This is a genomic window from Bradyrhizobium sp. USDA 4472 (assembly GCF_054058595.1).
Map to the genome: position 1 here is coordinate 7,107,072 of NZ_JBSSAM010000001.1, position 24,173 is coordinate 7,131,244.

The window sequence follows — 24,173 nt, forward strand, 5'->3', positions numbered from 1 at the left end:
CCATGCGGATATTCAGCGACTTCGACGAGATCAAATCCGCTGTCGGCACCGAGATCGGTGCCAGCGACTGGATCGAGATCACGCAGGCGCGCATCAACCAGTTCGCCGAGGCGACCTGTGACGAGCAATGGATCCATGTCGACCAGGAGCGCGCGAGCAAGGAAATGCCCGGCGGCAAGACCATCGCTCATGGCCTTCTCTCGCTCGCCTTGGCCCCGCTGTTCATCCGCTCGGTCATCGGCCTGAAGGGCCTGCGCAACACGCTCAACTACGGCGCGGACCGGATCAGGTATCTGGCGCCGGTGCCGGCTGGTTCAAGGCTGCGCGGCCGCGTCACGGTCGCCGAAGCCGAGGACGTGCCGCCCGACGGATTGCGTGTCAATTACCACCTCGTGATCGAGATCGAGGGCGGCAGGAAGCCCGCCTGCGTCGCCGAGCTGATCGCCCTGCACTACCGCTGAAAGAAGAAACTCGAAAACAACCCCATGCACAGTAGCCATGGGGTCCACCGCACCGCATCTTCTGCTTTTACGAAAAAATGCATTGCCCCGTCGGGCAAAACACCGGCAATATGCCATCATCAAACCACGTGCCGAGGCCACCCGGCCCGGCGCGACAGCGCACCGATCCACCATCAATCGATGATGTGATAGCCACCATCGATATAGAGAACACCGCCGGTGATCAGCTTCGCGCCGTCGAGCGCCAGGAACGCGGTGGCATTGCCGACATCGTCGATGCTGACGAGGCTGCGCGTGGGCGCCTTGGACTGTGCCTTGTCCATGAGCTCGTCAAACTCGGGAATGCCTGAGGCCGCGCGGGTCGCAAGCGGTCCCGGCGAGATCGCGTGCACGCGAATGCCTTTCGGCCCGAGCTCTGCAGCCGCATAGCGAACGGACGCCTCGAGCGCCGCCTTGGCCACGCCCATGATATTGTAGTTCTCCACCACCATCTGGCTGCCGTAATAGGTCATGGTGAACATCGTGCCGCCGTTCTTCATCAGCGGCTCGGCGAGATGTGCCATCCGCAGGAACGACCAGCAGGAGACGTCCATGGTTTTCAGGAAGCCGTCGCGGCCGACGTCGACGACGCGGCCGTGCAGCGCCTCCTTGGGTGAGAAGGCGATGGAATGAAGCAGGAAATCGAGCTGCCCCCACTCCGACTTGATGCGTTCGAACACCGCTTCGGTCTGCCCCTCGACCATGACGTCCAGCGGCACGAAGATCGGCGCCTCGAGCGCCTGGGCCAGCGGCTCGACGTGCTTCTTGGCACGCTCGTTCAGATAGGTGACGGCGAGATCGGCGCCGAGCGCGCGAAACGCCCTGGCGCACCCCCAGGCGATCGACTGGTCGTTGGCGATGCCGACGACGAGGCCCTTCTTCCCCTTCAGAGCAACCTTGCTGTCCGGAAATACTGGGATCATGACACCCTCTCATGTCTGGGGCCGGGCGATTGGCCGTTCATCAGCAGCGACAGCGTATGCTGTGCGATCATCAATTCCTCGTCCGTCGGTATGACATAGACGGGCACGCGACTGGCCTTCGCGGATATCAGGCGCGAATGGCGCGCGTTTTCGGCTGCGTCGAGTGCCACGCCGAGCCAGCCGAGTTGCTCCGCCACGCGCGCGCGAATGCCGCTGGAATTCTCGCCGATGCCGGCGGTGAAGACGAAGGCATCGATGCCCTGCAGCGCCGCGGCCAGCATGCCGGCGCTGAGACCGATGCGATAGACGAAATAGTCCACCGCCAGCTTTGCTTGCGGATCGCCGCTCGCCTGCAGCTCGCGCATGTCGTTGCTGACGCCGGAGAGACCTTTCAGGCCGCAGTCGCGGTAAAGGAAATCTTGCACCTTCGATGGCGTCATCCCCTTCTCCGAGATCAGGTACAGCACGACTCCCGGATCGAGCTGACCGGGGCGGGTGCCCATCGGCAGTCCGTCGAGCGCGGTGAATCCCATGGTGCTCTCGACGCTCTGTCCGCCCTTCATGCCGCACATCGACGCACCGCTGCCCAGATGGGCGACGATCACCCGGCGTTTTGCGATATCGGGCGCGATCTGCGGCAAGGTACGGGAGATGTACTCATAGGACAGGCCGTGAAACCCGTAGCGGCGCACGCCTTCGGCGTGGAGCTGGTGCGGGATCGCGTAATGATCGGCCAGCGGACCATGGGTGCGGTGAAACGCGGTGTCGAAACAGGCGACCTGGGGCACTGTAGGGAAATTGGCGAGAATCGAACGGATCGGCGCCAGATTGTGGGGTTGATGCAGCGGCGCCAGAGCCACGAAGCGCTCCAACCGTGCCACCACGCCATGATCGATCAGAACCGGCCTCTCGAATTCCGGCCCGCCATGGACGACTCGGTGCCCGACCGCCAAGGGTTGGATGCGGACTTCATTGCGCAGCCACTCGCCGGCGATCGCCATCGCCGCCGGAACGTCCCCGATCGCCTCGATCGGATAGGCGCGATCGGCCATGGGATCGCCGCCAGCTCCATTCGCCCGCAGGCGCGGACGACTGCCGATGCCGTCCACCTGTCCCTTGATCAACCGGCGAAGCCTGCCTTCATCGTCGACTGCGAAGACCTGGAACTTGACGCTCGAGGAGCCGGCGTTGACGACCAGGATGCTGTCCATGGCAATCACGCCGCAATGGTCGGCGCACTCTGGCGCCGGGCGTTGGCATAAAGCGCGGCGACGGCGCAGGATGCCATTCGCGCCCTCGCGCTGTCCGCGCGCGAGGTCAGGACGACCGGCACCCGCGCGCCGAGCACTATGCCGGCGCCGTCGGCCTTGGCGAAATAAGCGAGATTCTTGGCGAGCATGTTGCCCGCTTCCAGATCAGGCACGACCAGGATCTGCGCGCGGCCGGCGACCTCGGACTCGATACCTTTGATGCGCGCCGAATCGACATCGATCGCATTGTCGAACGCCAGCGGCCCGTCAAGCACGCCACCGGTGATCTGCCCGCGGTCCGCCATCTTGCAAAGAGCCGCAGCCTCGATCGTCGACGGAATCTTCGATGTGACCGTCTCCACGGCGGACAGGATGGCGACCCGGGGCGACTGGCCGAACCCGGCCTGGTTGTAGAGATCGATCGCGTTCTGGATGATGTCGCGCTTGGCATCGAGGTCGGGGAAGATGTTGATCGCGGCGTCGGTGACGAAGATGGTCTCGGCATAGGCCGGCACGTCCATGACGAAGACATGGCTGATGCGCCGATCGGTCCGCAGCCCGCCGACCTTGGCGGTCACGGCCCGCATCAACTCGTCGGTGTGCAGGCTGCCCTTCATCAGAAGTTCACCTCTCGCGGAGTGGATCAATTCGACGCCCTTCGCTGCGGCATCGTCGCTGTGCGCGGCATCGACGATCTCGCAGCGGGAGATGTCCAGACCGAACTTGGCGGCGGTATCCCTGATCTTCCGCTCCGGTCCGACCAGCACGGGCCGAATGATGCCCGCAGCCGCGCTGTCCAGGGCGCCCCGCAACGACGTCTCGTCGCAGGGATGCACGACGACGGTGGGCGCGGGCGGGATCGCCCTGGCCGCGGCGATCAGGCGATCGTACTTGCTGGGAGAGTGCGTAGCCGCCGCATCTGGTGACATCATGTTGCTCCCGGTCCTTGCAACCCGCGTTAGGATGCCTTCGCCCTGGGATCGAAAGGGGCAACGTTCGACCCTCTTTCGGAACCCTCCGACGTGTCGATGCCGAACAGGCCGGCAACCTGCCCCAGCCGCCTCGCGCGCTCACCTGTGACGTCCTCGCTGGCCGACAGCACCCGCTCGATCGCCTCGAAGGTGCGGCAACGAGAATTGACGTCGTCAGGCAGCATCTTGGGGATGGCGGCCAGCGCGGCGTCCCGATCGAGCAGCAGCATGAAGAACTGCTCCCGCACCAGCATCTTGAATTCGGGCAGGGTCATGCGCGCCCCGTCCTGGTCCCTCCGGATCTGCCGCAGGGCTTCGATGCTTCGTTCGTCGACCATCCCGCGCGCCGACCCGACATAGAGCAAGGCGCGCAGCGCTGCCTCGCGAAGGCCGCCTTCGCCGATCCGCGATTTGAGTTCAGCAACGCGCTTCTCGAGCATCGCGCGATGCTCCGCCGACATCTCCCTCCGTGCGGAAGGTGCGGAGCCGGGATCAATTCCGACCGCGGCTTGCAGCGCCGGCGACCCATAGATGCTGAGGAACATCGCCTCGCTCAGAGCTTCCTGCTGATCTCGCCAACTGTCCAGAGCATGCACGATCTGCTTCGACATCTGTTCTTGGAAGGCAAGGAACGGATTATCCTTCGAGATTGGCTTGCGCTTCTCCTCGGCCTTCTCGGCCAATGATTTCACCGTCGCCATATAGGGATTTTTGCTGCTGAACAGCTCGTATTGCAGCCGCAGCGGATGCATCTTGTGAGCCCACTCGGCCATTTGCGGCGTCACCATGCCCTTGATCCAGGGCTGGAGGAATTTCTGATAGGCCTTGAGATTGATCTCCGAAACGCGTTTGGCGGTGGCGAAGCGGCGCTCGTCCTCGGGCGAGTTGCCGCCCATGGCGCGGATGTCATCGAGCGTCCGCGCCTCGCAGCGCATCACCCAATTGCCCATGGCGAGATCGGCATTTGTCGTATCGGCGGCCTTGGCGTCAAACGTGGCTTCATAGAGCCCAGGCGGCAGCACGTCGATCAGATCGATATTCTCGGAGAATTCGGCATGTTCCTTCTTGGCGACGCCACTGGACACGAAGATGCCGAGGTGGCCAACGGTTTCGTGGACGGTATATACGATCGTCTGCCCGTAGGCCCTGATCTCATCGACGTCGGCGTAGCAATCCAGGATCCAGTCCAGCGCCTGCTGCGGCGGCGTGATGTTGTCGCCCTCGGAGCAGAACACCACGATCGGCGACCTGATGTTGCGAAGGTCGACCTTGCGGCCGTCGGACATCTCGATGTTGCCCGCGGCCAGATTGTTGCCGACGAACAGCTCGTCGACGATGAACTGGATCTCCTCGGCGTTGAGGTTGACGTGGCCGCCCCACCAGCGCTCGAATTCGAGGTAGCGGTCCGCCTCGGTGTCGACCCTGGAATAGACGTTGTACTGCTTCGTCCACAGCGTGTTCGACGGGTTCTGGTTTTCGAAGTTCTGCACCAGCCAGGCGCCATCGAACTTGCCGGCGCCAAGATCGGATGTCAGAGCCGTCAGCCAGCTTCCGCCCAACAACCCGCCCGAATAGCGCATCGGATATTTGCCGCGCACGCCGGCCCAATAGGCCAGCGGCGCGCCGGCGATGATCAGCGGTCCGAACAGCTCGGGGCGCAGCGAGGCCAGAATCATGACGGCCCATCCGGCCTGGCAATTGCCGATGACGCAGGGCTTGCCGTCCGCATTGGGATGACGGCTGATGACCTCTTCGATGAAGATGGCTTCGGCGCGCGCAATGCGCTCGATGGTCTGTCCTGGCATCGGATCCGGCAGGAAGCCGATGAAATAGCAGGGGTGCCCCGCCTTCATGGCGACGCCGATTTCGCTGTCGGCCTTGAAGCCGCCGATGCCGGGGCCGTGGCCCGCGCGTGGGTCGATCACGACGAATGGCCGCCGATCCCTGTCGATCTCGACATTCTCAGGCGGAAGGATGCGCACCAGCGCGTAATTGACGGGTTCATCGAGCTTGCGGCCATCCATGATCAATTCTGCGGCATATTGCAGAACATGCGGCGCGGTCTGCGCGATGTGTTCCCGGTACTGGTCGCCGCGGCGACGCATGATGTCCAGGAACAGGACACTGCGTTGCCCCGCATCGACCATGTATTCGACCGCCGAAGCAACCAGCCCCGACATTGGACCGCTCGGAATTTGTGCCTTGTCCATGGACATGTTTCGACCTCTCCGTCGCGTTCGACAATTGATGATGCCGGGCGAGGACGAGCGTTGATCTAGGTCAAGATGATCTGCCCGCGCAAAAGGCTCTCATCCTGCACAGGCACGAGGCACGGCTTGCTTGGCGAGCCGAATGCCGCCGGAGCGACATCGGCATGTCAGACATCGCAAATTACCGCGCGCGGGCGGCGCTGAGGGACGGTACACCGATCGAGATCCGCGCGCTGCGCCCGAACGACGAGGCCGACATGCTGGCGGCGATCGAGCGCACCGGGCCGGACTCGCTCCGGAGCCGGTTTTTCGTCATGAAGCGGCACTTCTCGGAGAAGGAGCGAGCGTTCTTCATGGACTTGGATTTCAGCAATCACGTCGCACTTGCTGCCCTTGTCGAGGAACAAGGGCGTCCTGCGATCGTCGGTGGCGGGCGATATGTGGTCACGGACCCCGGTCGGGCCGAGATGGCCTTCGTCGTGGTGGACGCCTGGCAAGGCCGCGGCATCGGTTCCCTGCTCCTGAGGCATCTCATCGATATTGCGCGGGAGCATGGGATGCGGGAGCTGACGGCCGAAGTTCTGTCCGGCAACGCCTCGATGCGCCGCGTGTTCGCAAAGGCCGATTTCAGAATTGCGCGAAGCGATGATCCGGCGACGCTGCGCCTCGTTCTCGATCTCGCCCACACGCGGTCCGCGTGAGCCTCATCTGAAGGCGATCGTGATCTGGCTGATATTGGCGGCGAGCTCGAGGCCAGCCTTCGGGCCTTGCAGCACGATGTTCACGCCCTTCTCATTGCGGAGATGGACGCCGTTGACGCCCCCGACCACGGCAAAGCCGCCGCCAACCGAGCTGTAGGTGCCGGCGAAGTCGCCGACCTCGCGAATGCCTGACGCCCAGCCATCGAAGCGGCCGACTGTCGCGCCGACCGTGATACCGAAGCTCAGGCCGCTGATCCTGAACGGATAGGTTTTGCCGCGATAGGTCAGCACACCGCTGCCGGCGCCGCCGCCGACCAGAAGGCCCGCCTTGACGATTTTCGCGCGGACATGGCCGGCGGCTTGCGCGAGGGACGGCGTCGCCGGAATGGTCAGCCCGAGGGCCAGCAGAATAGCCGCGCTCAGGCGGAACAGGCGCGGGCGCGGTTTAGGGTTTTGCTGCATCGACCTTCTTCCAGGTTTCGTCGGGATCGAACAGCGTGGTTCGCTCGGCGATGGACTCGGTGCGCTTGCCCAGATCCTTCTGGTAGACAATGCCCTCGTGATTGACGAGAAACGTCATGACGCCGGAGTTGCCGTATTCCGCGGGCCAGGCGATCAGGCCGAAGCCACCGATCATCTTGCCGTTGACGACATAGTTGAGCGCACCGCCGCGCGCATCCCGGCCCTGCCCCTTGAGGATGTGGAAGTAGTAACCGTGATAGGGCACAGGTCCGACATCGCCCGCGCGATAACCCTCGTTCGCAGCCTCGGCTGCCAGCGCCCCCAGCGGGCTCGGGTCGCTGTCGTCGCGCCAGAACAGGCCGTCCTTCTTGCCGGGCGAGGAGAGGATGCGCTGGGCATAGACGCCGACGCCCTCGCCGCGGTCCTTGTCGGCGTATTCGTTCTGGGCGTCGACGAAAGCGAGCGCGGTCTGGATCGCATCGAGCTCGTTGCGGCCGATGCGCCGGCGAAGCACCTCGATGCGTCCCTCGCCGATGTCGAACTCCCAGCCGGCCTTGGTGTTGACCAGCGGAATCGGGAACGGGAAATCATCCGGCCCCAGCGTCAAGGTCGCGGTCTTGTTGCCTTCCGCCTTGATGCCGTGCTTGGCGTCGTACATCGATGCGAAGCGCTGACGGATATCGACGTCGGCAACCTCGTCACCCGAGGAGACGATATCCTGCGCATTCCTGCCGAGCACCTTCAAAATGTCCTTCGGACCGCTCTTGACCGCGGCCGCCAGCGCAGCCGCGGCGTCTTCCGGTGTCTTGTAGGATTCCTGCGCCTGCGATGCAGAGCCAAGCACCGCCAACACCAGGAAGCCCGGCAACACTGCGCGGCGGAACGATTTCAACCCGGTCATGGCTTCACCTCCGCAGGAATCTTCGCGCCGCCGGCGAGCCAGTCGCGGTAGCTGCGGAATGTCAGTCCGAGCTTGTCGTAATAGACGCGCAAATAGCCATCGCTGCCGCGGGTTACGGCGTCGGGCATCACCCGCTCGACCTCTTGCGCCATCACGCCGACATAGGCCTTCTCGCTGCCGATGTAGCTGAAGCGGTAATAGCCGAGGCCGTTGGAAAGACGGCCGAGCAGAACGATATCGTGCTTCAGCGCGATATCGGAGCGCCGGCCACCGCCGCCGCCGCGGCCGCCTCCCCCAAAACCGCCTCCGCCGCCACGCATCGCCATTCCGCCCCCGCCGCCGCGCCCGGCCATGCCCGGTCCGCCGCCACCGCGCGGCATGCTCGCCATGCTGGCGCGACCGCGCGCGGACGCGGCGGCTGCCGAGCGGCCCGAAGAGACGTTCATGGCACCGCCGCGATTACCGCCGCCGCCGCGATTGGCCGCACCGCCGCCGGCACGGTTCGCAGCCTTGGTCGCAGGCTTGGTCGCAGGCTTGGCACGATCGCCGCCACCCCTGGCGCGATCAGCACCGCCCTTCGCACGATTACCGGCTCCGGCACGATCACCAGCACCAGGCCGATCACGCGTCCCAGCGCTCGGCCGATCGCCAGCCCCCGGACGATCGCCACGATTGCCAGCACCGCCGCGATCACCGGGGCCGTCACGATCTCCTGCGCGATCCCCTGCGCGATCTCCTGCACGATCTCCTGCACGATCTCCTGCGCCAGCGCCCTGGCTCGGACGCAGCACCTGGTTGCCATCTCGGCCACGGAAATCCATCCGGTCCGCCGCACCGGCCCTGATGTTGTTGTTGCCGAAGCGCTGCTGCACGTTGTTGTTGGCGTAGCGTACGCCGCCCCGATGCGCGGGGTTGTGCTGCCAACCGTTGCCGATGTTGGTGGTGCGATGATTGACGTAGACGTTGCGATTGCCCCAGTTGCAGCCGCCGCCCCAGTAATTGCTCCAGCGCCCGATCGCCCATGCCGTGCCGAAAGCGATGCCGGCGGCAACCATGCCGGCGCCGACATAGGATGGATAACCCCAATAATAGGGCGGATACTCCGCATAGGGCCAGCTGCCGTAGACGGTCGCCGGATCGTAGTAAGGCACGTACATTACCGAGGGATCAGCCTGCTGAATCACGACGACCTGCTTGCCCTCCTGAGACTGGACACTGACCTTCTGCTGCTTGGTGGTGACAAGCTTCTTGTTGTCATAGGCCTTGTTGCGCAGCCGCTGGATCGCATCCATCACGTCGGGCTGCTGAGCGAGGAAGGCGTCGCCGAGCTTCTTGGTCCAATCGAGCTGGTCGCTCATCATGGCCAGGACATCAGCGGTACTGGCCAGCGCCTTGACGCTGTCGTCCCAGCTCTGCTTCTCGACTTCCGTCCTGAGCGCATCGCCCTTCAGCGTCTTGCGCTCCTTCAGCCAGCGGTCGGCCTGCACCACCTCCAGCGGATAGGTCGAAGCGGCCAGCACGTTGGCCAGCAATTCGTCGGGATAGAGCGCGATCGGCGCGACCAAGGCTTCGAGCTGCTCCGGCTTCAGCAGCTCGGCCGCCGGTGCCGTCGACGCTGCCGGTTGTGCCTGCGGAGCGGGATTCGCGGGTGGCGTCTCGGTCTGCGCCATTGCGGCGGACCAGGTCGCCATTGTGAACGCAAGCGCCACCAGGATCTTGCCGCAGCGAAACATCGCATCCTCCTTCACACTTCCCGCGTCGGAAGATCGAGCCGACACGCCGGCGTTCGTTGATCGAGATCAACGAAACGCGATCGTGCTACTGCTGCGCGAGAGCGAAGCGTCATTCGATCAGTTCAGCATCCATCAGGAGCCGGCCCGGCACCGTCAGGCCGAGGGCGTTGGCCGCTTTCATGTTGATGACGAGTTCGAACCTGGTGGCGAATTGCACCGGGAGGCTGCCGATCCCGGCACCGCGCAGAAGGCGGTCGACATAACCGGCGCCATCACGAAATTGCTGGGTGAGATCTGCACCATAGGACATCAGCCCGCCATTCACCGCGTAGAAGCGGACGGCGAAGATCGCGGGCACGCGATGCTGGGCCAGCAGCGCAATCGTCATCGCGCTCTGGGTTCCGAAGAAGCCGCCATCCGGCAGCACGACCAGACCGCCGCCGGCGCGCGAGGTGGTCTCGATCAGATCCGCGATCTCGGCGCCGCTGCGAACGCTGGCGCCGATCACCTTGAGTCCCAAACGACTTTCCATCTGATGCGCCGCCCGCAGATAAGACGACGCGTAGGGTGACGATTCCGGATTGAACAGCAGCGCCGCCTGGCTGATCCCAGGCGCCATGTCCTTCAGCAGCCCCAGCCACTTGCCGCTCATCGAGTGCTCATAGAGCGAAAAGCCGGTGAGATTGCCGCTCGGCCGCGCCAGATTGGCGATCAGACCGGTGCCGACGGGATCGGAGAGCCCAACGAAAACGATCGGAATTCGCTGCGTCGCTGCGCTCAGCGCCCGCGCCGTTCCTGTGCTGGTCGCGAGCAGCACGTCCGGCGCCGCGGCGACGAGCTCGAGTGCCTCCAATGTTTGCCGCGCGGGATTGGGGCCCGGCCAGCGCACCTCCAGACGATAGTTCTGATTGGCGGTCCAGCCGCGATCGGTGAGACCCTGCTGAAAGGCAGCGATCCGCATCTGTGCGCCGGGATCGCCGATCACATTTCCAGTCAGCACCCCGACCGAGGGCATCCGGTCCTGGGCTTTCGCCAGGACCGGAAACGCGGCCGCTGCACCGACCAGCGACATGAAGTCACGGCGTCTCATGCTCCTCACGCCCGCCTATCCCGACTATGCGACCGGGATAGAGAAAGCGCCGCGGAGCCCTGCGGGCTTGATCAAGATCAAGATACCGTCCCGTCAGCGCGCGATCGGAAGCTGGATCGTGAACAGCGCGCCCCCCGCCGACTGGTTTGACGCGCTGATCATGCCGTGATGAGCCTCGACGATGGTTTTGGCGATCGCGAGCCCCATACCCATGCCTTCCGGCTTGGTCGTGAAGAACGGATCGAACACATTTGCAAGATCGGACGCGGCTATTCCGGCTCCGGTGTCGGTGATCCTGATCTCGGCGTGATGGCCGGCACGCAGGGTCGAGACGCTGACCTCGCGTTTTTCGCCGTTCGTCTCGGAGACCGCGTCCATCGCGTTGATGATCAGGTTGAGAATGACCTGCTGAAGCTGGACCGGATCGCCCTTGACGTGCAGATTCACCAGGACAGGCATGTAGGTCAATGCGATGCGGCGTCCGTGAGCGACGGCCTCCACAAGCCCGATCGCTTCGCGAACGGTATCGTTGAGCTCGATGTCCTTGACCTCGAACGGCGTCTTTCTCAGAACGGCGCGGAGCCTGCGGATCACCTCGCTCGCCCGCAGGTCGTCCCGCCTGATATCGGCAAGGATCTGACTGAGCTCGTCGAGATCGGGCGAGTTGCCCTTGAGCATCAGCTCCGCCGTCTCGGCATTGGTCAGGATGGAGCCAAGCGGCTGGTTCAATTCGTGGGCGATCGACGTCGTCAGCTCGCCGACAGTGGAATAGCGATTGACGTGAGCAAGCTCTGCCAACCGCTGGCGGGATTCCAGTTCGGCGAACCTGCGACCGCGTCCCTCGTGCAGCAAGCCGCTGATCAGACCCGCCTGCACCAGAAATACCGCGGTGATCAACACCATCTGCCAGCGATAGCGCTTCCAAACGCTCGGCTCGCGAAACACGATCTCGCTGCCCGGAGGCAAGCGACTCTCGCTGATGCCCCAGCGCTGCAATTCCCGCCAATCATATTTGGGCGCACCGAAGCCGAGGGGCTCATACTTGAAGCTGGCGGGATCCGCTCCGCCGAGAATGCCGATCGCGGCGCTCGCGGTCCTCGAAGTCGTTTCCGCCACCAGATGCATCGGTCCCCCGACGGTGCTGTCGCCGAAGAAGGGCTCCTGGTAGGAAAAGATCGGGGCATTCGCGACTGCGTGCAGGCTGCGCAGGGCAATGTCGCTCTCGTGGACGACCCCGACCGCATCGACCGACATCAGCCCCCAGAACAACACCGTATGCGGCGGCAGGGTCGATGCGCGCTTCAATATGTCCTCGAATGACAAATCCGAATACCAGACGAGCTCCAACCGGTCGCCGAGAGGTTTCAACTCCCGCTTCACCTCCTCCATCCAGAATTTCTCGAGCGGCGAGGCTCCGATCACGATCGCAACCGACTTGGTGTCCGGAAGAAGCCGAAGGATGTTGTCGAATGCGGCCACGAAATCGTTGCGGATTGCCACGACCACGTCGTTGTCGCGGAGATCGGCGCGATCGATCAGCCGATCCTCGACCGCGGAAAGAATCAGCGGCGTATCGGGGAATAGTCGCGCGCGGTATTTCTGCACAAACCGGGCGGCAGGCGCGCCGATGCTCAGCACGATGTCGGGCTTCGCGCCCTGGTAGAGCGACTGCAGATAGTCGACGAACGGAGCCTCGGGACCGGGATTGTTGAAGCGCGCCGTGAGCAGCGCATGCTCCTGGATGTCGAGCGGCCAAGGCGATTGTCGCTCGAGCCGGGCCTTGATGTCACGCGCGTACTCGCTCCAGGGCCGAAACTCGCGGCCGAAGGAATGCAGCACCAGCACGCGCTTGAGCTCGCCGCCCCGGCTTCGCTCGACGGCCCCGGCTCGCCCGGGGGGCAGGCAAAAGGCGACCAACAGGGTCAGGCATAACCATGCGGCTGCGGCCGGCCACGGCCTGACCGAAACAATGGACATGCGCCCGCTCAGCTCCCTTCGCGCAGCTTCCAACGGCTGCTTCAACGGGCAATTCTAGCGGGAATTGCCCTGCGCGGACAGCGCCAATTCCTCCAGAACCCGCTCAATGACCGCTCAGCACCAGGGTCTGGATCGGCAGCAACAGCGCCTGAATGCGCAGCAGCAGCGCGTGGACGAGGCCGACGCCGTCCACGACGTGCAGCGCGATCTTCCGGCTGGTTGGGGTATCGTTGGCCGAAATTTCCTCGTGATTGCTGGTGTAGGCATTGACGATGCAGCTGCTGCCGGGCGTGACCCCATCCAGGCCGCCTTTGTAGAGCGGCTCCAGAAATACCAGGATGGTGCCGGGACGGACGGCGTTCTGGGGATCGATGAGTTGCTCGCCGGACCGGAACTGTCCGGCAGCGATGTAGTCCTGCACCGTCGTGATCACCATCGGGATGATCACCCATGGCTTGGAGATGCAGGTCGCCTCCGCCACCATGCCCTCCTTCATCACCTGCGCCTCGATCTGGCCGAAGCCGGCCTGGAGGACCTTGCGGCCCGCGCCTTCCGGAACGAGAACGCCCGCCGGGCGCATCAGCTGATTGACGACGTCGCCCGGGCGAACCAGGAACTGCTCGACGCGCCCGTCGACGCCGGCGCGCACCTGTGTCTTGTCGAGATCGACCTGGGCCTGGTCCAGCGCCGCTTCCGCACTGGCCTTCTGCGCCGGCAGCAAGATCGAGACCTGCATGGATGCCGATTGCTTCGCGGCATTCGCGGCATCGATGCCGGACTGACGCTGATCGACCAGGACCTGGAGCTTGTCGATGTCCCGTTGCGGGACGATGCCGGGGTTGCGGCGCTGGAGCTCGCTCTTGACCTCGAGCTCGTCCTTGGCCTGCTGATAATTGGCCATTGCCTCACCAACCTGGGCCTCGGCCTTGGCCACGTCGGCCTGCGCCGTCTGCATGGCCGCGTCGACCTCCGCGACCTTCCGCTTCGCCGTGTCGTAGGCGGCCTGCTGCTTCGAGGCGTCCAGCGTGAACAGCACATCGCCTTTCTTCACCGGCGCGCTGAAGCCGACCTTGACCTCGGCCACACGGCCCGAACCTTCGGGCAGGATCGGCACGGTGCGGAAATAGAGCGTCGCCGATGTCGTCGCGGGGTGGAAATAGAAGATCATCGTGATCAGCGACACCGTCAGCATCAGGCAGCCGGTGATGCCCCAGCGCAGCTCGTACCAGACCGAGAAGAAGGTGATCTCCTTGCCAAAGCGCTTGCCCTGAGCGTAGCGACGATAGAGGTAGTCGGGCAGGATCGTGACGAGGGAGCAGATCATGAGCTCAAGCATGGCTGTGCTCCTTCTCCTTGGCAGACCCCGGCTTTTCCGGCAGAGCCGGCGCAGGCGCGGCCTCTGCCGGGACCTCCTCGCCATCCCCGGCCGGCGTCGCCTCTGCAATCTTCTCGACGGACCCGGCAATGCTGCGCAGCGGCGTACCGAAGTCCGGCAGATCGATCAGCGCAAGCAACAGGCCCGCGATCCAGAAGATGTGCATGTGCGTGAACAGCGAGATCAGGCCGAGTACCGCGACGAACTCGAACTGCAACTTTTGCGACTTGTGCGCCAACCGCTCGGGCAGGCTGTGCAGCTTCCAATAGAGCGTGCCGAGCCAGAGCAGTGTGCCGATCAGGAAGATGCCCATCACCACCATTAGCGTATCGGTGCCGCTTCCCGGCGCGAGATAGAACGGCAGATGGTGCGGAGCCATCGGATGAAGCTGGTCGCTCAAACGTCTCTCCTCGGTCCGCGAATGAGTACTTGCGGCAGTGTGTTCGGAAGTCCGTCCGTTTGCTTGATTTGAATCAAGGGAACGCCCCCTGCCCGACCTAGCGTTGATCGCACTGCCCTCAGGAGGCGCTAGCCATGCCCGCCCTCGACGATCTCATCCCCAACGCTGCCCAGATTCGGAAGGAAGCCGCTCTCAAGGAGGCTGAGAAAGCCGAGGAATATGTCCGCGTGGCAGCCGCTGCCGAGGCCGAAAAGCGGGCTTTGATCGAGCGCTTGAGCAAGCCCTCCGGCAAGACCGAGGAGGAGAAGATCAAGCTCGCCTCGACCATCATCCAGCGCGCGGTACGCAACGGGATGACCGAAGTGATGGTCTATCGCTTCCCGAACTCGCTCTGCACCGACAAGGGGCCGCGCCATCAACCAGATGGAAAAGGGCTGGGAGAATACCCTGACCGGCATCCCCAAGGAGATCTTCCAGCTCTGGACCGATTATCTGAAGCCGCGCGGCTATCGCATCGCCTATCAGATCATCGAGTTCCCCGGCGGTGTGCCTGGCGATATCGGCGTCACCATCTCCTGGGACGATTGACGCGCAACAGAAGGAATCGGCATGGCCAGGGACGTACCTGCGGAGCGGATGAAGCGAAAAGACTACGAGAAGGAGCTTGAGAAGCTTCAGGTCGAGCTCTGTCACCTCCAGGACTACGTGCGGGAGAACAAGCTACGGGTCATCATTCTGTTCGAGGGCCGGGACGCCGCCGGCAAGGGCGGGACGATCAAGGCCATCACCGAAAAGGTCAGCCCGCGCGTGTTCCGCGTCGTTGCCCTGCCCGCGCCGTCGGATCGCGAGAAGACGCAGCTTTTCTTCCAGCGCTACATGGAAAGATTCCCGGCCGGCGGCGAGATCGTGATCTTCGACCGAAGCTGGTACAATCGCGCCGGCGTCGAATACGTCATGGGATTCTGTACCCCCGCCGAGCACGAGCGCTTCCTCAGGCTGTGCCCGCAGATGGAGAAATATGTCATCGATGGCGGCATCATCCTGATCAAGATCTGGCTCGAAGTGGGCATGGAGGAGCAGGAGCGTCGCTTCCATGCGCGCATCGACGACCCCGTCCGGCAATGGAAGCTCAGCCCTATGGACCTGGAGTCCTATTCGAGATGGTACGACTATTCGCGGGCGCGCGACCTGATGCTGAAGAAAACCAGCACGAACGAAGCTCCCTGGTACATCATCCGATCGGATGACAAGCGAAAGGCACGGCTGAACTGTATCGCCCACCTTCTCGGCGCCGTCCCCTATAAGCGTATCAAGAAGGACAAGATCAAGCTGCCGAAACGCTCCGACAAGGGACGCTACAACGACCAGGCCAGCCTGAAGGGGATGAATTTCGTCGCGCAGCGCTATTGAGCGGATCAGGCCGCCGAGCGGCCTGATCCGTCGTTCGCTCAATAGCCATACGGGTTTCGTTGCGCGCAGATCCAATTGCCGTAGCTGTCATAACAGCTGTTGTTGTAGTAGCCATAAGCGCCGTAGGCGCCGGCTGCTGCGGCGCCGACCGCGGCCGCACCATAGGCTGCGCGGCCGTAGCCGTAGCCGTAGCGGGGACGGTATCCGGGATAGCCGGCGACGGGACGACCCGGCCGGCCGGCGACCGGATAGCGGCCGGGACGACCGGCTATCGGATGAGCAGGACGTGCACGTCCGGCGACGCGATACCCACCATGGACCCGGCCGGCATGAACCGCACCACCGCGGTAACCTCCGCCGTGAAAGCCGCCTGCCCGCGCACCGCCGCCATGGAAGCCGCCACCACCCCGGCGAGCGAAAGCGTTGTCGGGAACGAGGCTGACGGCAAGCAGGACAAGGACCGCAAGGGCAGCCAGAAGATAACGAAGCATGGCATCTCCTCCGTTGATTGGGGTGCCGTCACTCGCTCTTCGGTGATGCCGCCGCAGGACCGCGATGGGCACCCGACGATAAGGTCGGTTATCGATCTGAGTTCGCGCTTGACTTAAATCAATAATACGAAAGCTTTGAGAGGTGGGCCCGCGCAGCGCGCACGTGAACGTGCCCGCTGCGGGCCGGGATCAACTTTATTTCAGACGGATGGTGACGCCGCCGACCGCGGCCGACACTTCCGCACCGACCTTCGGGCCGCTGAGTTGCAGGATCACGCCATTGCTGTTCTGCAGTTGAACGGCGCCGGCGTCAGCGGCGACTGCCCCGCCGGCTCCCCCCACGGCATAAGAGCCTTCGATGGACTCCGGTCCCCTGAGGTTCAGGGCTCGGCCGACATATTTGGTGGTCGAGGCCCCGATGGTGAGGCCGACGCTCATGCCGGACACCGTGAAGGGATACTTCTTGCCTTTGTACAGCAGCACCCCATCCCCGCCACCCACACCGACGACGAAGCCGCCCTTGGTGAAGACGACCGCGACCTGGCCGGTATCGGCACGCGATGGCGTGCTGAAGGCGACGGTTGTGAGCAAGGCGGCCAGGATGGCGCCGATGGCAGATTTCCGCATGACAATCCTTTCTACGTTTGTGGTTGCGCCGCTTATTGCGCCAGCAGCATTGCGAAGTAGCCGAAGATGGTGAGCAGGATGCCCGAGACGGCATAGCCGACCGGGAATCCGATCCAGGGCACGGAGCTCTGGATTTCGACCGCCGCCTCGCGGCACGGGCCTGAATGCGACCGCGCACCGGCGACGCCGCCCATCAGCACGGCCGGATTGATGTTGAAGACGTGGAACCCGATCGCCCAGACGATGAACGGCGGGATCGTGCAGGCAATGAAGCCGACGATGAATATCTTCAAGGCGATCGCGCCCGTGAGCTGCGACAGCAGGCCCGCGCCGGCATTAACGCCGACGATGGCGACGAAGACGACGAGGCCGAGATCCTCGAGCACGTTTCGCGCCGCATTCGGCGTGTTGCCGAAGAAGCGGAGCCGCGAGACGACCGAAGACACGATCACGCCCGACAGCAGCAGGCCACCGGCGTTGCCGAGGCCGACCTTGGCGCCGAAGGCCGGGAATTCGACCATGCCGATCAGGAAGCCGATGATCATGCCGACGGCCAGGGTCAGAAGGTCGGTCGACGTGTTGGCCCGCGCAATGCGGCCCCACATTTCGCCGAGTTCGTTGACCGCGGATTTCAGACCGACCACGGAGACGATATCCATGCGCTCCAGCTTGGTCTTGAGACCGGCCGGGATCTGAACTCCGCCGCGCTCGACCTTGGTGACCTGCAACTGGCCGGCAATCGCGGTATCGCGGAAGGATTCGAACGTTCGCCCCACCATGTCCTTGTTGATGACGAGGATGTCCGCCTGGTCCATGGGGATGCCGAGCGTCTTGGCATCCGCGACCTCCGGACCAATGAGGCCCATCTTTTCGGTAAGATGCTCGGTCGAACCGCCGAGGGCGACGATGTCTCCCTTTTGCAGCACGAACTCGGGATCGGCGCCCTGCGGCTCGCCGTTGCGCCCGACATTGACGATCCGGTATTCCGGATTCATCGTGCGGAATTTGGCGATACTCAACCCGACCTGCGCCGGGTTCTCCAGCCGATAGGCGCGCAGGCCGAACTGGCGGTAGCCGGTGAGACCGCCGCCTTCGAGATCCTTCACGCCGAATTCCTGCTCGTATCGCTTTGCGGCGGCCCTGGCGTCGACGCCCCACCAGCGCGGCAGATATTTGCAGATCAGGATGATTCCGACGGTGCCCCAGATGTAGGTGATGCCGTAGGACAGCGCGATCATGCCGGAGGCTTGCTCGGGCTTCATGCCCTCCGGCAGCTTGACGACGCCTGAGGTGACAGCCTGCTCGGCCGAGCCGATCGCCGCCGACATGGTCTGCGAGCCCGCCAGCATGCCGCCGGCGGCACCGACCGGCAGATCGAAGATCTTCGCGCCGAGAACGACGAGCGCGAGGCCCAGCACGCTCGACACCACCGCCAAGAGGCAGAATTTGAGGCCGTCACCCTTGAGGCTGTTGATGAAGGACGGGCCGACGCGCAAACCGACGCCGTACATGAAGAGATAATAGAACAGGCTCTTGGCAAAATTGTTCAGCTCGAGCTTCACGCCATAGGTCGACGACCACACCGACAGGCCCGCGCCCACCACGATGGCGCCGGCGACCATGCCGAGGCCATAACCCTTGATGCTGGCCCGGCCGATATAGACGGCGAGCCCGACGACGAAGAACAGCAGCAGATACGGATATTGCTGCAAGAACTCGAAAAACGGCTTCATGTTGGTCCCCTCCAGGACTTATGACGCGGCCTTGAGCTTCGGTTGCGCACCGGGCTTCGGCCGGCCGAGCTTCGCCAAGGCTTCCGCGCGCACGAGTTTCAGCCCTTCCTTGGCGTCGTAGCCATGGATCTCCTTCACATCGAGCTTGCGCATGAAGTCGATGGTCTCCTGCGTGATCACCTGGCCCGGCACCATGATCGGAAAGCCCGGCGGATACGGGATCACGAAATTGGCCGAGACCAGTTCGGGACCGGCCTTCAGCCGCCGATCGATCTCGGGATCGTTGAGGCGGATGTGCTCGCAGCCTGCGACGTCATAGGCGGCATAGAAACCGCTGCGAATATCGCCTTCATTGGTCTTGTCGCCGGCATCGCCACGGAAGCTCGGGTGGAAATGCGAGAAGTTCGGCAGATCAGGCACGTCCTTCATCAGGCTCTTGACCCGGGCCTCGAACGTCTTGCGCGCATTTTCGCCGCCCTGCGCCAAGCCACGGTCGACCTCACCCGCGATCTCGGCGAGCACGCGGATGAGATGCGCAACGTCGCTGCGGGTATTGTTGATGTTGGACTGGACGAGGACCGAATTGCGCGAGGTCTTGTTGACCTGAATGTTGTACTCGTTGGCGAGAATGCCCTTGAACTGCGTGCCGTCGTAGCCGGCCGTGCCACACACCAGCGTCATACGCGTCGGGTCGAGACAGAACTCGTCCTCGTCCAGGCTCTTGAGCGTGTTTGCCCAGTTGACGCCGTCGGCGAGAAAGTCGGTGAAGCCGCTCTGGCGGTATTGCGCCGGCACCATGGCGTCGGCACCGAGGATGCGGAAGTATTTCGAGATCAGTGGATTGTTGTTGACCGCCTGGCGGATCGCGAACGCGATCTCGATGGCGTTGGCGACGAGGCCATAGCCCTCCAGCTCCATTTGGCGCCGCGAGATATCGAGGCTAGCGATGAGTTGCTGGTTCGGGCTGGTGGAGGCGTGCGTGAACACGGCCTCCTTGAACTGCTGCTCAACGGTGTGGAACTCGACATCCTTGACCGACAGCATCGACCCCTGCCGGATTGCCGACATCGACTTGTGGGTTGAGTTGGTCTGGTAGACGCGCAGGCGGATCTGTCGCGGATCGGGAATCAGCCGGGTCTTGAGCAGCACCTCGTCGGACGGATTCTTGCCGAGCTCGGCCTGCTGTTTCTCGTAGGCCGCGACCGACCTCGGATCATGCATCCACGCTTCGATCTCATTGGCGGCGCCGAGCCCGGTTCGTCGGCGCAGGAACGGCGAGAAGCGTGCAAAGCCGAACCAGGCTTCGTCCCACAGGAAGATCAGATCGGGCTTGATGGCGAGGCATTCCTCCATCACGCGGCGGGTATTGTAGATGTGGCCGTCGAAAGTGCAGTTGGTCAGGTCAAGCATCTTGACGCGGTCGAGCCGGCCGTCGGCCTTGGCGCCGAGCAGCGCCTGCTTGATCGTCTTCAGCGGCACCGCGCCATACATCGAATATTCCGTCATCGGGAACGCTTCGACATAGAGCGGCTGGGCGCCCGCCAGCACCATGCCGTAGTGGTGCGACTTGTGACAGTTGCGATCGACGATCGCGATGTCACCAGGCGCGAGCAGCGCCTGCACCGCCATCTTGTTGGAGGTCGAGGTGCCGTTGGTCACGAAGAAGACGCGATCGGCGCCGAGCGCCCTCGCTGCCTTCTCCTGCGCCTTCTTGATGTTGCCGGTCGGCTCCAGCATGCTGTCGAGACCGCCGGTGGTGGCGCTGCTCTCGGCCAGGAACAGGTTCGGGCCGTAGAATTCGCCCATGTCGCGGATCCAGTCGGATTTGAAGATCGACTTGCCGCGGGCAATCGGCAGCGCATGGAACGTCCCGATCGGACGCTGCGCGTATTTCTTGAGATTGTCGAAGAACGGCGTGTCGTAGCGATCCTGGATACCTTCGAGGATCGACAGATGCAGCTCCAGCAGCTCTTCCACAGAATAGAAGATGCGACGGACGACGCTGGCTTCGGGGTTGCCGGCGAGCTCTTCGACGTCGCGGTTCGAGATCATGTAGAGGTCGAGCTCGGGCCTGATCCGCTTGATGATCTGGGCGAGCCGCAGCGCGGACGCATCGGATTCGTCCTTGAGGTTGGCCATAGCCGTCATCGAACGGAGGACCGGCGCATCGTGCCGCGAGCGCAGCCCAAAGCCCTCGTTGATGACGGCGGCGCCGAGGTTGGGATTGAGCATCGTCGCGCAGAAGGCGTCTTCGAGGCTGCCGACGATCACGGGCTCATAGATGAAGCCATCTTCGGGGCGGCGCAGCTTGCGCCATTCGGCTGCCAGTGCCGGCCATTGGCTGGACGGCACGCCTGTCACAATCAAGGTCTCGAAATAAGGCCGGCGTCCCTTGTGCCCCGCGAAGGTCGGCGGCACCAGCTCGGGCGCATCGCCATTGCCGTCATCCTTCGCATTCCAGTCACCGGCATGCTGGCGGAAGGATCGCGTGGCCAAAGCCTGCGTAATCCGGGTCGCGAGCGACAACGACGCTGCCGCATCGCCGCTCGAGGCTGCCTCGCGCAGGGCGGCCATCAATTGCAGGCCGGGATAGCCGTGGAATTCTTCAGTGATCGACAGGCCGGCGAGCGCAGCGTCATACCCCGCACGATTGCCCCCGCGGGCCCAGACCTTCGCGGACTCGACCAGATCACGCCAGTCGTCCGCCCGCGCGCCGGGACCGGAAAAGAACTGGTCGATGCGCTTCTGCGCGGCCTTGGTGTCCTTGGACATATGACTCTCCCGATCCTCTGACGCGAAAGTTGATGCGCGATCGTGAGTGCGGCGCCGGCAGCTCCATTGATCCAAGTCAACAGTCGCGTGCATTCGGGGCACGCAATGCCAGCCGTTCGCATCGCAATAAGACGGCGTCAGGCCGTTCGCTGCGCGTTGGTCGCCTGGTCATCGCCGAGCAAACTATCGAGCGACCGTAGCCACTGGCCGCTATCGGTTTTGGCCGCGAGTCCTTCGGCGCGCAGGAGGTCGCGGAGCTGCGCATGCGCGCCGACGATGCAGAAGGTCACGCTGCGTGACGCAAGTTCGTCATGGAGCTCGTGCAGCATGCGCGCGCCTGCCAGATCGATATAGGGCGATGCGGACAAGTCGCAGACCACCAGCCGGACGCCCGGCGCCGCCCGGAGGGCGATCAGAACAGTCTCCAGGATGGTCTCGGCATTGATGTAGAGCAGCGACGCTTCGGGCCGGAAGGCGATGATCCCGACCAAAGGCTCGATCCCCTCATGCCTCGCGGTGTCCGAATAGCGCCCGCTGCCGGGCAAGCGGCCAAGGAACGCGACGTTCGGCCGCGAGGCCCGCGCCAGCAACAGGAAGATCGAGGCGATCGACGCCAGCAGAACGCCCTGGAGGATGCCGAGCAGCAGCACGGAGACCAGGGCGATCGCCGCCGCGTAGAAATCGATCCCGCTGACCTGCCACATTCGTAGCAGCGCGCGGACATCGACCAGCCTGTAGACCGCGGCCAGGACGATCGCCGCAAGCACCGCCTTGGGCAGATTGGTCAGCGCGCCCGTGAAGAACAGCAGGCAAAGCCCGAGCGTTACCGAGCAGATCACCAGTGCCAGCGGAGTCCGGGCACCGGCGCTGTCGTTGACAGCCGATTGCGATAGTCCGCCGGCGACGGGATAGCCATGGCCGAAAGCAGCGGCGAGGTTCGCCGCGCCCAATCCCAGGAACTCCTGACGGACGTCGAGCTGATAGCCATGCTTGGCGGCAAAGCTGCGAGCCGCCGATACGCCTTCGATATAGGCCAGCAGCACGCAACCTGCGGCCAGCGGAAACAGATCGTCGAATTCCAGCAGGCCGAATGTCGGGATCGCCAGCGCCGGCAAACCTTCCGGTATCTTCCCGGTAACGGGCACGCCGAGACCGGGGAAGCCCAGGAGTGTTGCGAGAATGATCGCAGCCGCAACGATGGTGATGCCGACGGGCTTGCCCGGCAGGAGCCGCTCGCCAAGCAGGAGGAACAAGAGCGCGACGGCGCCGATGCCCAGGACCAGCGGATCGATGCCGCCAAGCTGCCCGACCAACTTGCCGGCGCGATCGAAGAAATTGTGGCCGCCACCGGCAACCCCGAGCAGGCTTGGCAGCTGGCTCATGATGATGGTGAGTCCGGCGCCGGCCTTGAAGCCGACCAGAATGCTGTCGCTGACGAGGCGGACGAGCACGCTGAGCTTGAACAGCCAGGCGACGAAGCACAGCACCGCCACCGCAAAGGCTGCGAGGCTGGCGATCTGGGCGTAGCGGACCGCCTCTCCTCCGGCCAGCGCGCCGACGGTCGCGGCGATCATCAAGGAGATCGCCGAGGTCGGGCCGATCGCGAGCTGGCGCGACGAGCCGAGCAGCGCATAGCCGATGCCCCCGAGCATGTAGCCATAGACGCCGATCTGCGGCGGCAAGCCGGCGAGCGCCGCATATGCAAGCGAGACCGGGATCGCGTAAGCGGCCAGCGTGATGCCGGCGACGGCGTCGGACGGCAGCCATTCGCGGCGATAGGCGGCGAGCCAGCCGAACGGCGGGAAGAAACGTGTCCAGCCGGGATCGGAAGGCAACTTCATTGGGTCACCTCGCGTGGGGTTGCTTCGCAGCGCAGCAGCACAATCAGCAGCGCGATCACGGGAAGACCAAGCGCGAGGTTGGGAATGGACCTGGTGGCAAAAGCGCCGACGGCCGCGCCGCAGCCGAACACCGCACACAGCGCATAGAAGATGGCCGACTTGCGCAACGTCCCGAGCGGCGCACCTCCGAACACGATCGCGAGGAGATTCTCGACGAGCTGTCGCATGTTACCGGTGATCATCACCGTGCTGCAGACCGTTCCCTCGACCTTGACGAACATCGCCGCCTGAATGGCCGCGACCATGGAAATACCGAGCGTTCCGGCGAGATCAGGCAGTCGGTTGTGCAGGATGCCGATCGTGATCAGGAACAGGATCTCGAGCAGGACGCTGAGCGCGCCGGCCCTCTCGCCGGCGACGCGGCGCAGCCAGGCGGCGATCACGATGCCCACGGTGAAGGCGAGGATCGGCGGAACGAAGTGCAATGCCTGCGCCCACTCACCTCCCATCGCATGAACCCACAGAAAGATCACATTGGCAGTCTGCGCATTCGCCAGCACGCCGTGGATGATCCAGGTGTAGGCGTCGATGAAGCCGCCGGCGAAGGCCAGCAGCAGGACGATCTCAACGGTTTCATCGCGGCGGATCGCGCCGGCTGCAACGTCCAAGCTACTCATGTCGGCAAGGAGGGCTGTCGTAAGCGCTTCATCAAATCATAGGCATCGCCTCGTTCGTGCCGAGGCTTGATCTGGATCAAGCAATCTTCCCCGGCCGCCAATCAAATCGCACCAAAGCGCACGGGGAAC

General features: G+C 63.9%; 20 protein-coding genes and 1 pseudogene. 4 read left to right on the forward strand and 17 right to left on the reverse strand.

The genetic code is table 11. From position 1 onward, the window contains the following. Positions 1–2: 2 nt before the first annotated feature. Entirely contained in the window at positions 3–461 is a 459-nt protein-coding gene (locus ACVWZ4_RS33580; protein WP_456702910.1) for a MaoC family dehydratase, read from the forward strand. 173 nt (positions 462–634) lie between these two features. Here ACVWZ4_RS33580 and fabI read toward each other — a convergent pair whose 3' ends face one another. From fabI to ACVWZ4_RS33600, 4 genes are read right to left on the reverse strand one after another with little or no spacing between them, the layout of a single operon-like run. Continuing rightward, a complete protein-coding gene (gene fabI / locus ACVWZ4_RS33585; RefSeq protein ID WP_456702909.1) occupies positions 635–1,423 on the reverse strand; it encodes an enoyl-ACP reductase FabI in 789 nt (262 codons plus the stop codon). Next, on the reverse strand, positions 1,420–2,634 hold the full coding sequence (locus ACVWZ4_RS33590) for an acetate/propionate family kinase (RefSeq protein WP_456734732.1): 1,215 nt from the start codon (positions 2,632–2,634) through the stop codon (positions 1,420–1,422). Before ACVWZ4_RS33590 ends, fabI begins: the two co-directional genes overlap by 4 nt. A gap of 5 nt (positions 2,635–2,639) precedes the next feature. Next, the gene (locus tag ACVWZ4_RS33595; RefSeq protein WP_456742305.1) at positions 2,640–3,602 is read right to left on the reverse strand and encodes a phosphate acetyltransferase; all 963 of its coding nucleotides are present in this window, start codon (positions 3,600–3,602) and stop codon (positions 2,640–2,642) included. A gap of 29 nt (positions 3,603–3,631) precedes the next feature. Continuing rightward, on the reverse strand, positions 3,632–5,860 hold the full coding sequence (locus tag ACVWZ4_RS33600) for a DUF3141 domain-containing protein (protein ID WP_456734731.1): 2,229 nt from the start codon (positions 5,858–5,860) through the stop codon (positions 3,632–3,634). A gap of 158 nt (positions 5,861–6,018) precedes the next feature. Here ACVWZ4_RS33600 and ACVWZ4_RS33605 point away from each other — a divergent pair, with 158 nt between their 5' ends. Further along, on the forward strand, positions 6,019–6,555 hold the full coding sequence (locus ACVWZ4_RS33605; RefSeq protein WP_456734730.1) for an N-acetyltransferase family protein: 537 nt from the start codon (positions 6,019–6,021) through the stop codon (positions 6,553–6,555). 3 nt (positions 6,556–6,558) lie between these two features. On the opposite strand, the gene ACVWZ4_RS33610 is transcribed toward ACVWZ4_RS33605, so the two are convergent. The 7 genes from ACVWZ4_RS33610 to ACVWZ4_RS33640 all read right to left on the reverse strand — a co-directional run bounded on the left by ACVWZ4_RS33610 (position 6,559) and on the right by ACVWZ4_RS33640 (position 14,472). Next, entirely contained in the window at positions 6,559–7,017 is a 459-nt protein-coding gene (locus ACVWZ4_RS33610) for a hypothetical protein (protein ID WP_456702905.1), read from the reverse strand. After that, positions 7,001–7,918 (reverse strand): DUF2950 domain-containing protein, encoded by a 918-nt coding sequence (locus ACVWZ4_RS33615; RefSeq protein WP_456742054.1) that lies wholly within the window; start codon positions 7,916–7,918, stop codon positions 7,001–7,003. Before ACVWZ4_RS33615 ends, ACVWZ4_RS33610 begins: the two co-directional genes overlap by 17 nt. Next, entirely contained in the window at positions 7,915–9,651 is a 1,737-nt protein-coding gene (locus tag ACVWZ4_RS33620; RefSeq protein WP_456742055.1) for a DUF3300 domain-containing protein, read from the reverse strand. The genes ACVWZ4_RS33615 and ACVWZ4_RS33620 overlap by 4 nt, the downstream gene beginning before the upstream one ends. A 109-nt stretch (positions 9,652–9,760) precedes the next feature. Next, the gene (locus tag ACVWZ4_RS33625) at positions 9,761–10,741 is read right to left on the reverse strand and encodes an ABC transporter substrate-binding protein (protein ID WP_456734727.1); all 981 of its coding nucleotides are present in this window, start codon (positions 10,739–10,741) and stop codon (positions 9,761–9,763) included. 93 nt (positions 10,742–10,834) lie between these two features. After that, a complete protein-coding gene (locus ACVWZ4_RS33630; protein WP_456702901.1) occupies positions 10,835–12,718 on the reverse strand; it encodes a sensor histidine kinase in 1,884 nt (627 codons plus the stop codon). 103 nt (positions 12,719–12,821) lie between these two features. After that, positions 12,822–14,054 (reverse strand): HlyD family secretion protein, encoded by a 1,233-nt coding sequence (locus tag ACVWZ4_RS33635; protein WP_456702900.1) that lies wholly within the window; start codon positions 14,052–14,054, stop codon positions 12,822–12,824. Continuing rightward, on the reverse strand, positions 14,047–14,472 hold the full coding sequence (locus tag ACVWZ4_RS33640) for a hypothetical protein (RefSeq protein ID WP_456705244.1): 426 nt from the start codon (positions 14,470–14,472) through the stop codon (positions 14,047–14,049). The genes ACVWZ4_RS33635 and ACVWZ4_RS33640 overlap by 8 nt, the downstream gene beginning before the upstream one ends. A gap of 155 nt (positions 14,473–14,627) precedes the next feature. Here ACVWZ4_RS33640 and ACVWZ4_RS33645 point away from each other — a divergent pair. Together ACVWZ4_RS33645 and ppk2 are read left to right on the forward strand one after the other, a co-directional pair. Continuing rightward, positions 14,628–15,081, forward strand: a pseudogene (locus ACVWZ4_RS33645) (hypothetical protein). 21 nt (positions 15,082–15,102) lie between these two features. After that, complete coding sequence (ppk2, locus tag ACVWZ4_RS33650; RefSeq protein WP_456702898.1) at positions 15,103–15,903, forward strand: polyphosphate kinase 2; 801 nt, start codon at positions 15,103–15,105, stop codon at positions 15,901–15,903. 38 nt (positions 15,904–15,941) lie between these two features. Here the strand turns inward: ppk2 and ACVWZ4_RS33655 are convergent, their stop codons facing one another. The 6 genes from ACVWZ4_RS33655 to ACVWZ4_RS33680 form a co-directional block, all read right to left on the reverse strand. Beyond that, a complete protein-coding gene (locus tag ACVWZ4_RS33655; protein ID WP_456702897.1) occupies positions 15,942–16,394 on the reverse strand; it encodes a hypothetical protein in 453 nt (150 codons plus the stop codon). A 195-nt stretch (positions 16,395–16,589) separates the two neighbouring features. Next, positions 16,590–17,021 (reverse strand): hypothetical protein, encoded by a 432-nt coding sequence (locus ACVWZ4_RS33660; protein WP_456790456.1) that lies wholly within the window; start codon positions 17,019–17,021, stop codon positions 16,590–16,592. 32 nt (positions 17,022–17,053) lie between these two features. Then, complete coding sequence (locus ACVWZ4_RS33665; RefSeq protein ID WP_456702895.1) at positions 17,054–18,754, reverse strand: aspartate:alanine exchanger family transporter; 1,701 nt, start codon at positions 18,752–18,754, stop codon at positions 17,054–17,056. Between the two features lie 18 nt (positions 18,755–18,772). Next, a complete protein-coding gene (locus ACVWZ4_RS33670) occupies positions 18,773–21,526 on the reverse strand; it encodes a decarboxylase (protein WP_456702894.1) in 2,754 nt (917 codons plus the stop codon). 137 nt (positions 21,527–21,663) lie between these two features. Beyond that, positions 21,664–23,367 carry a SulP family inorganic anion transporter gene (locus tag ACVWZ4_RS33675; RefSeq protein WP_456702893.1) on the reverse strand — a complete coding sequence of 568 codons (1,704 nt, stop codon included), beginning with the start codon at positions 23,365–23,367 and terminating at the stop codon, positions 21,664–21,666. Further along, positions 23,364–24,044, reverse strand: coding sequence for a YoaK family protein (locus tag ACVWZ4_RS33680; RefSeq protein WP_456742056.1), 681 nt, complete (start codon positions 24,042–24,044; stop codon positions 23,364–23,366). The genes ACVWZ4_RS33675 and ACVWZ4_RS33680 overlap by 4 nt, the downstream gene beginning before the upstream one ends. Positions 24,045–24,173: the final 129 nt, after the last annotated feature.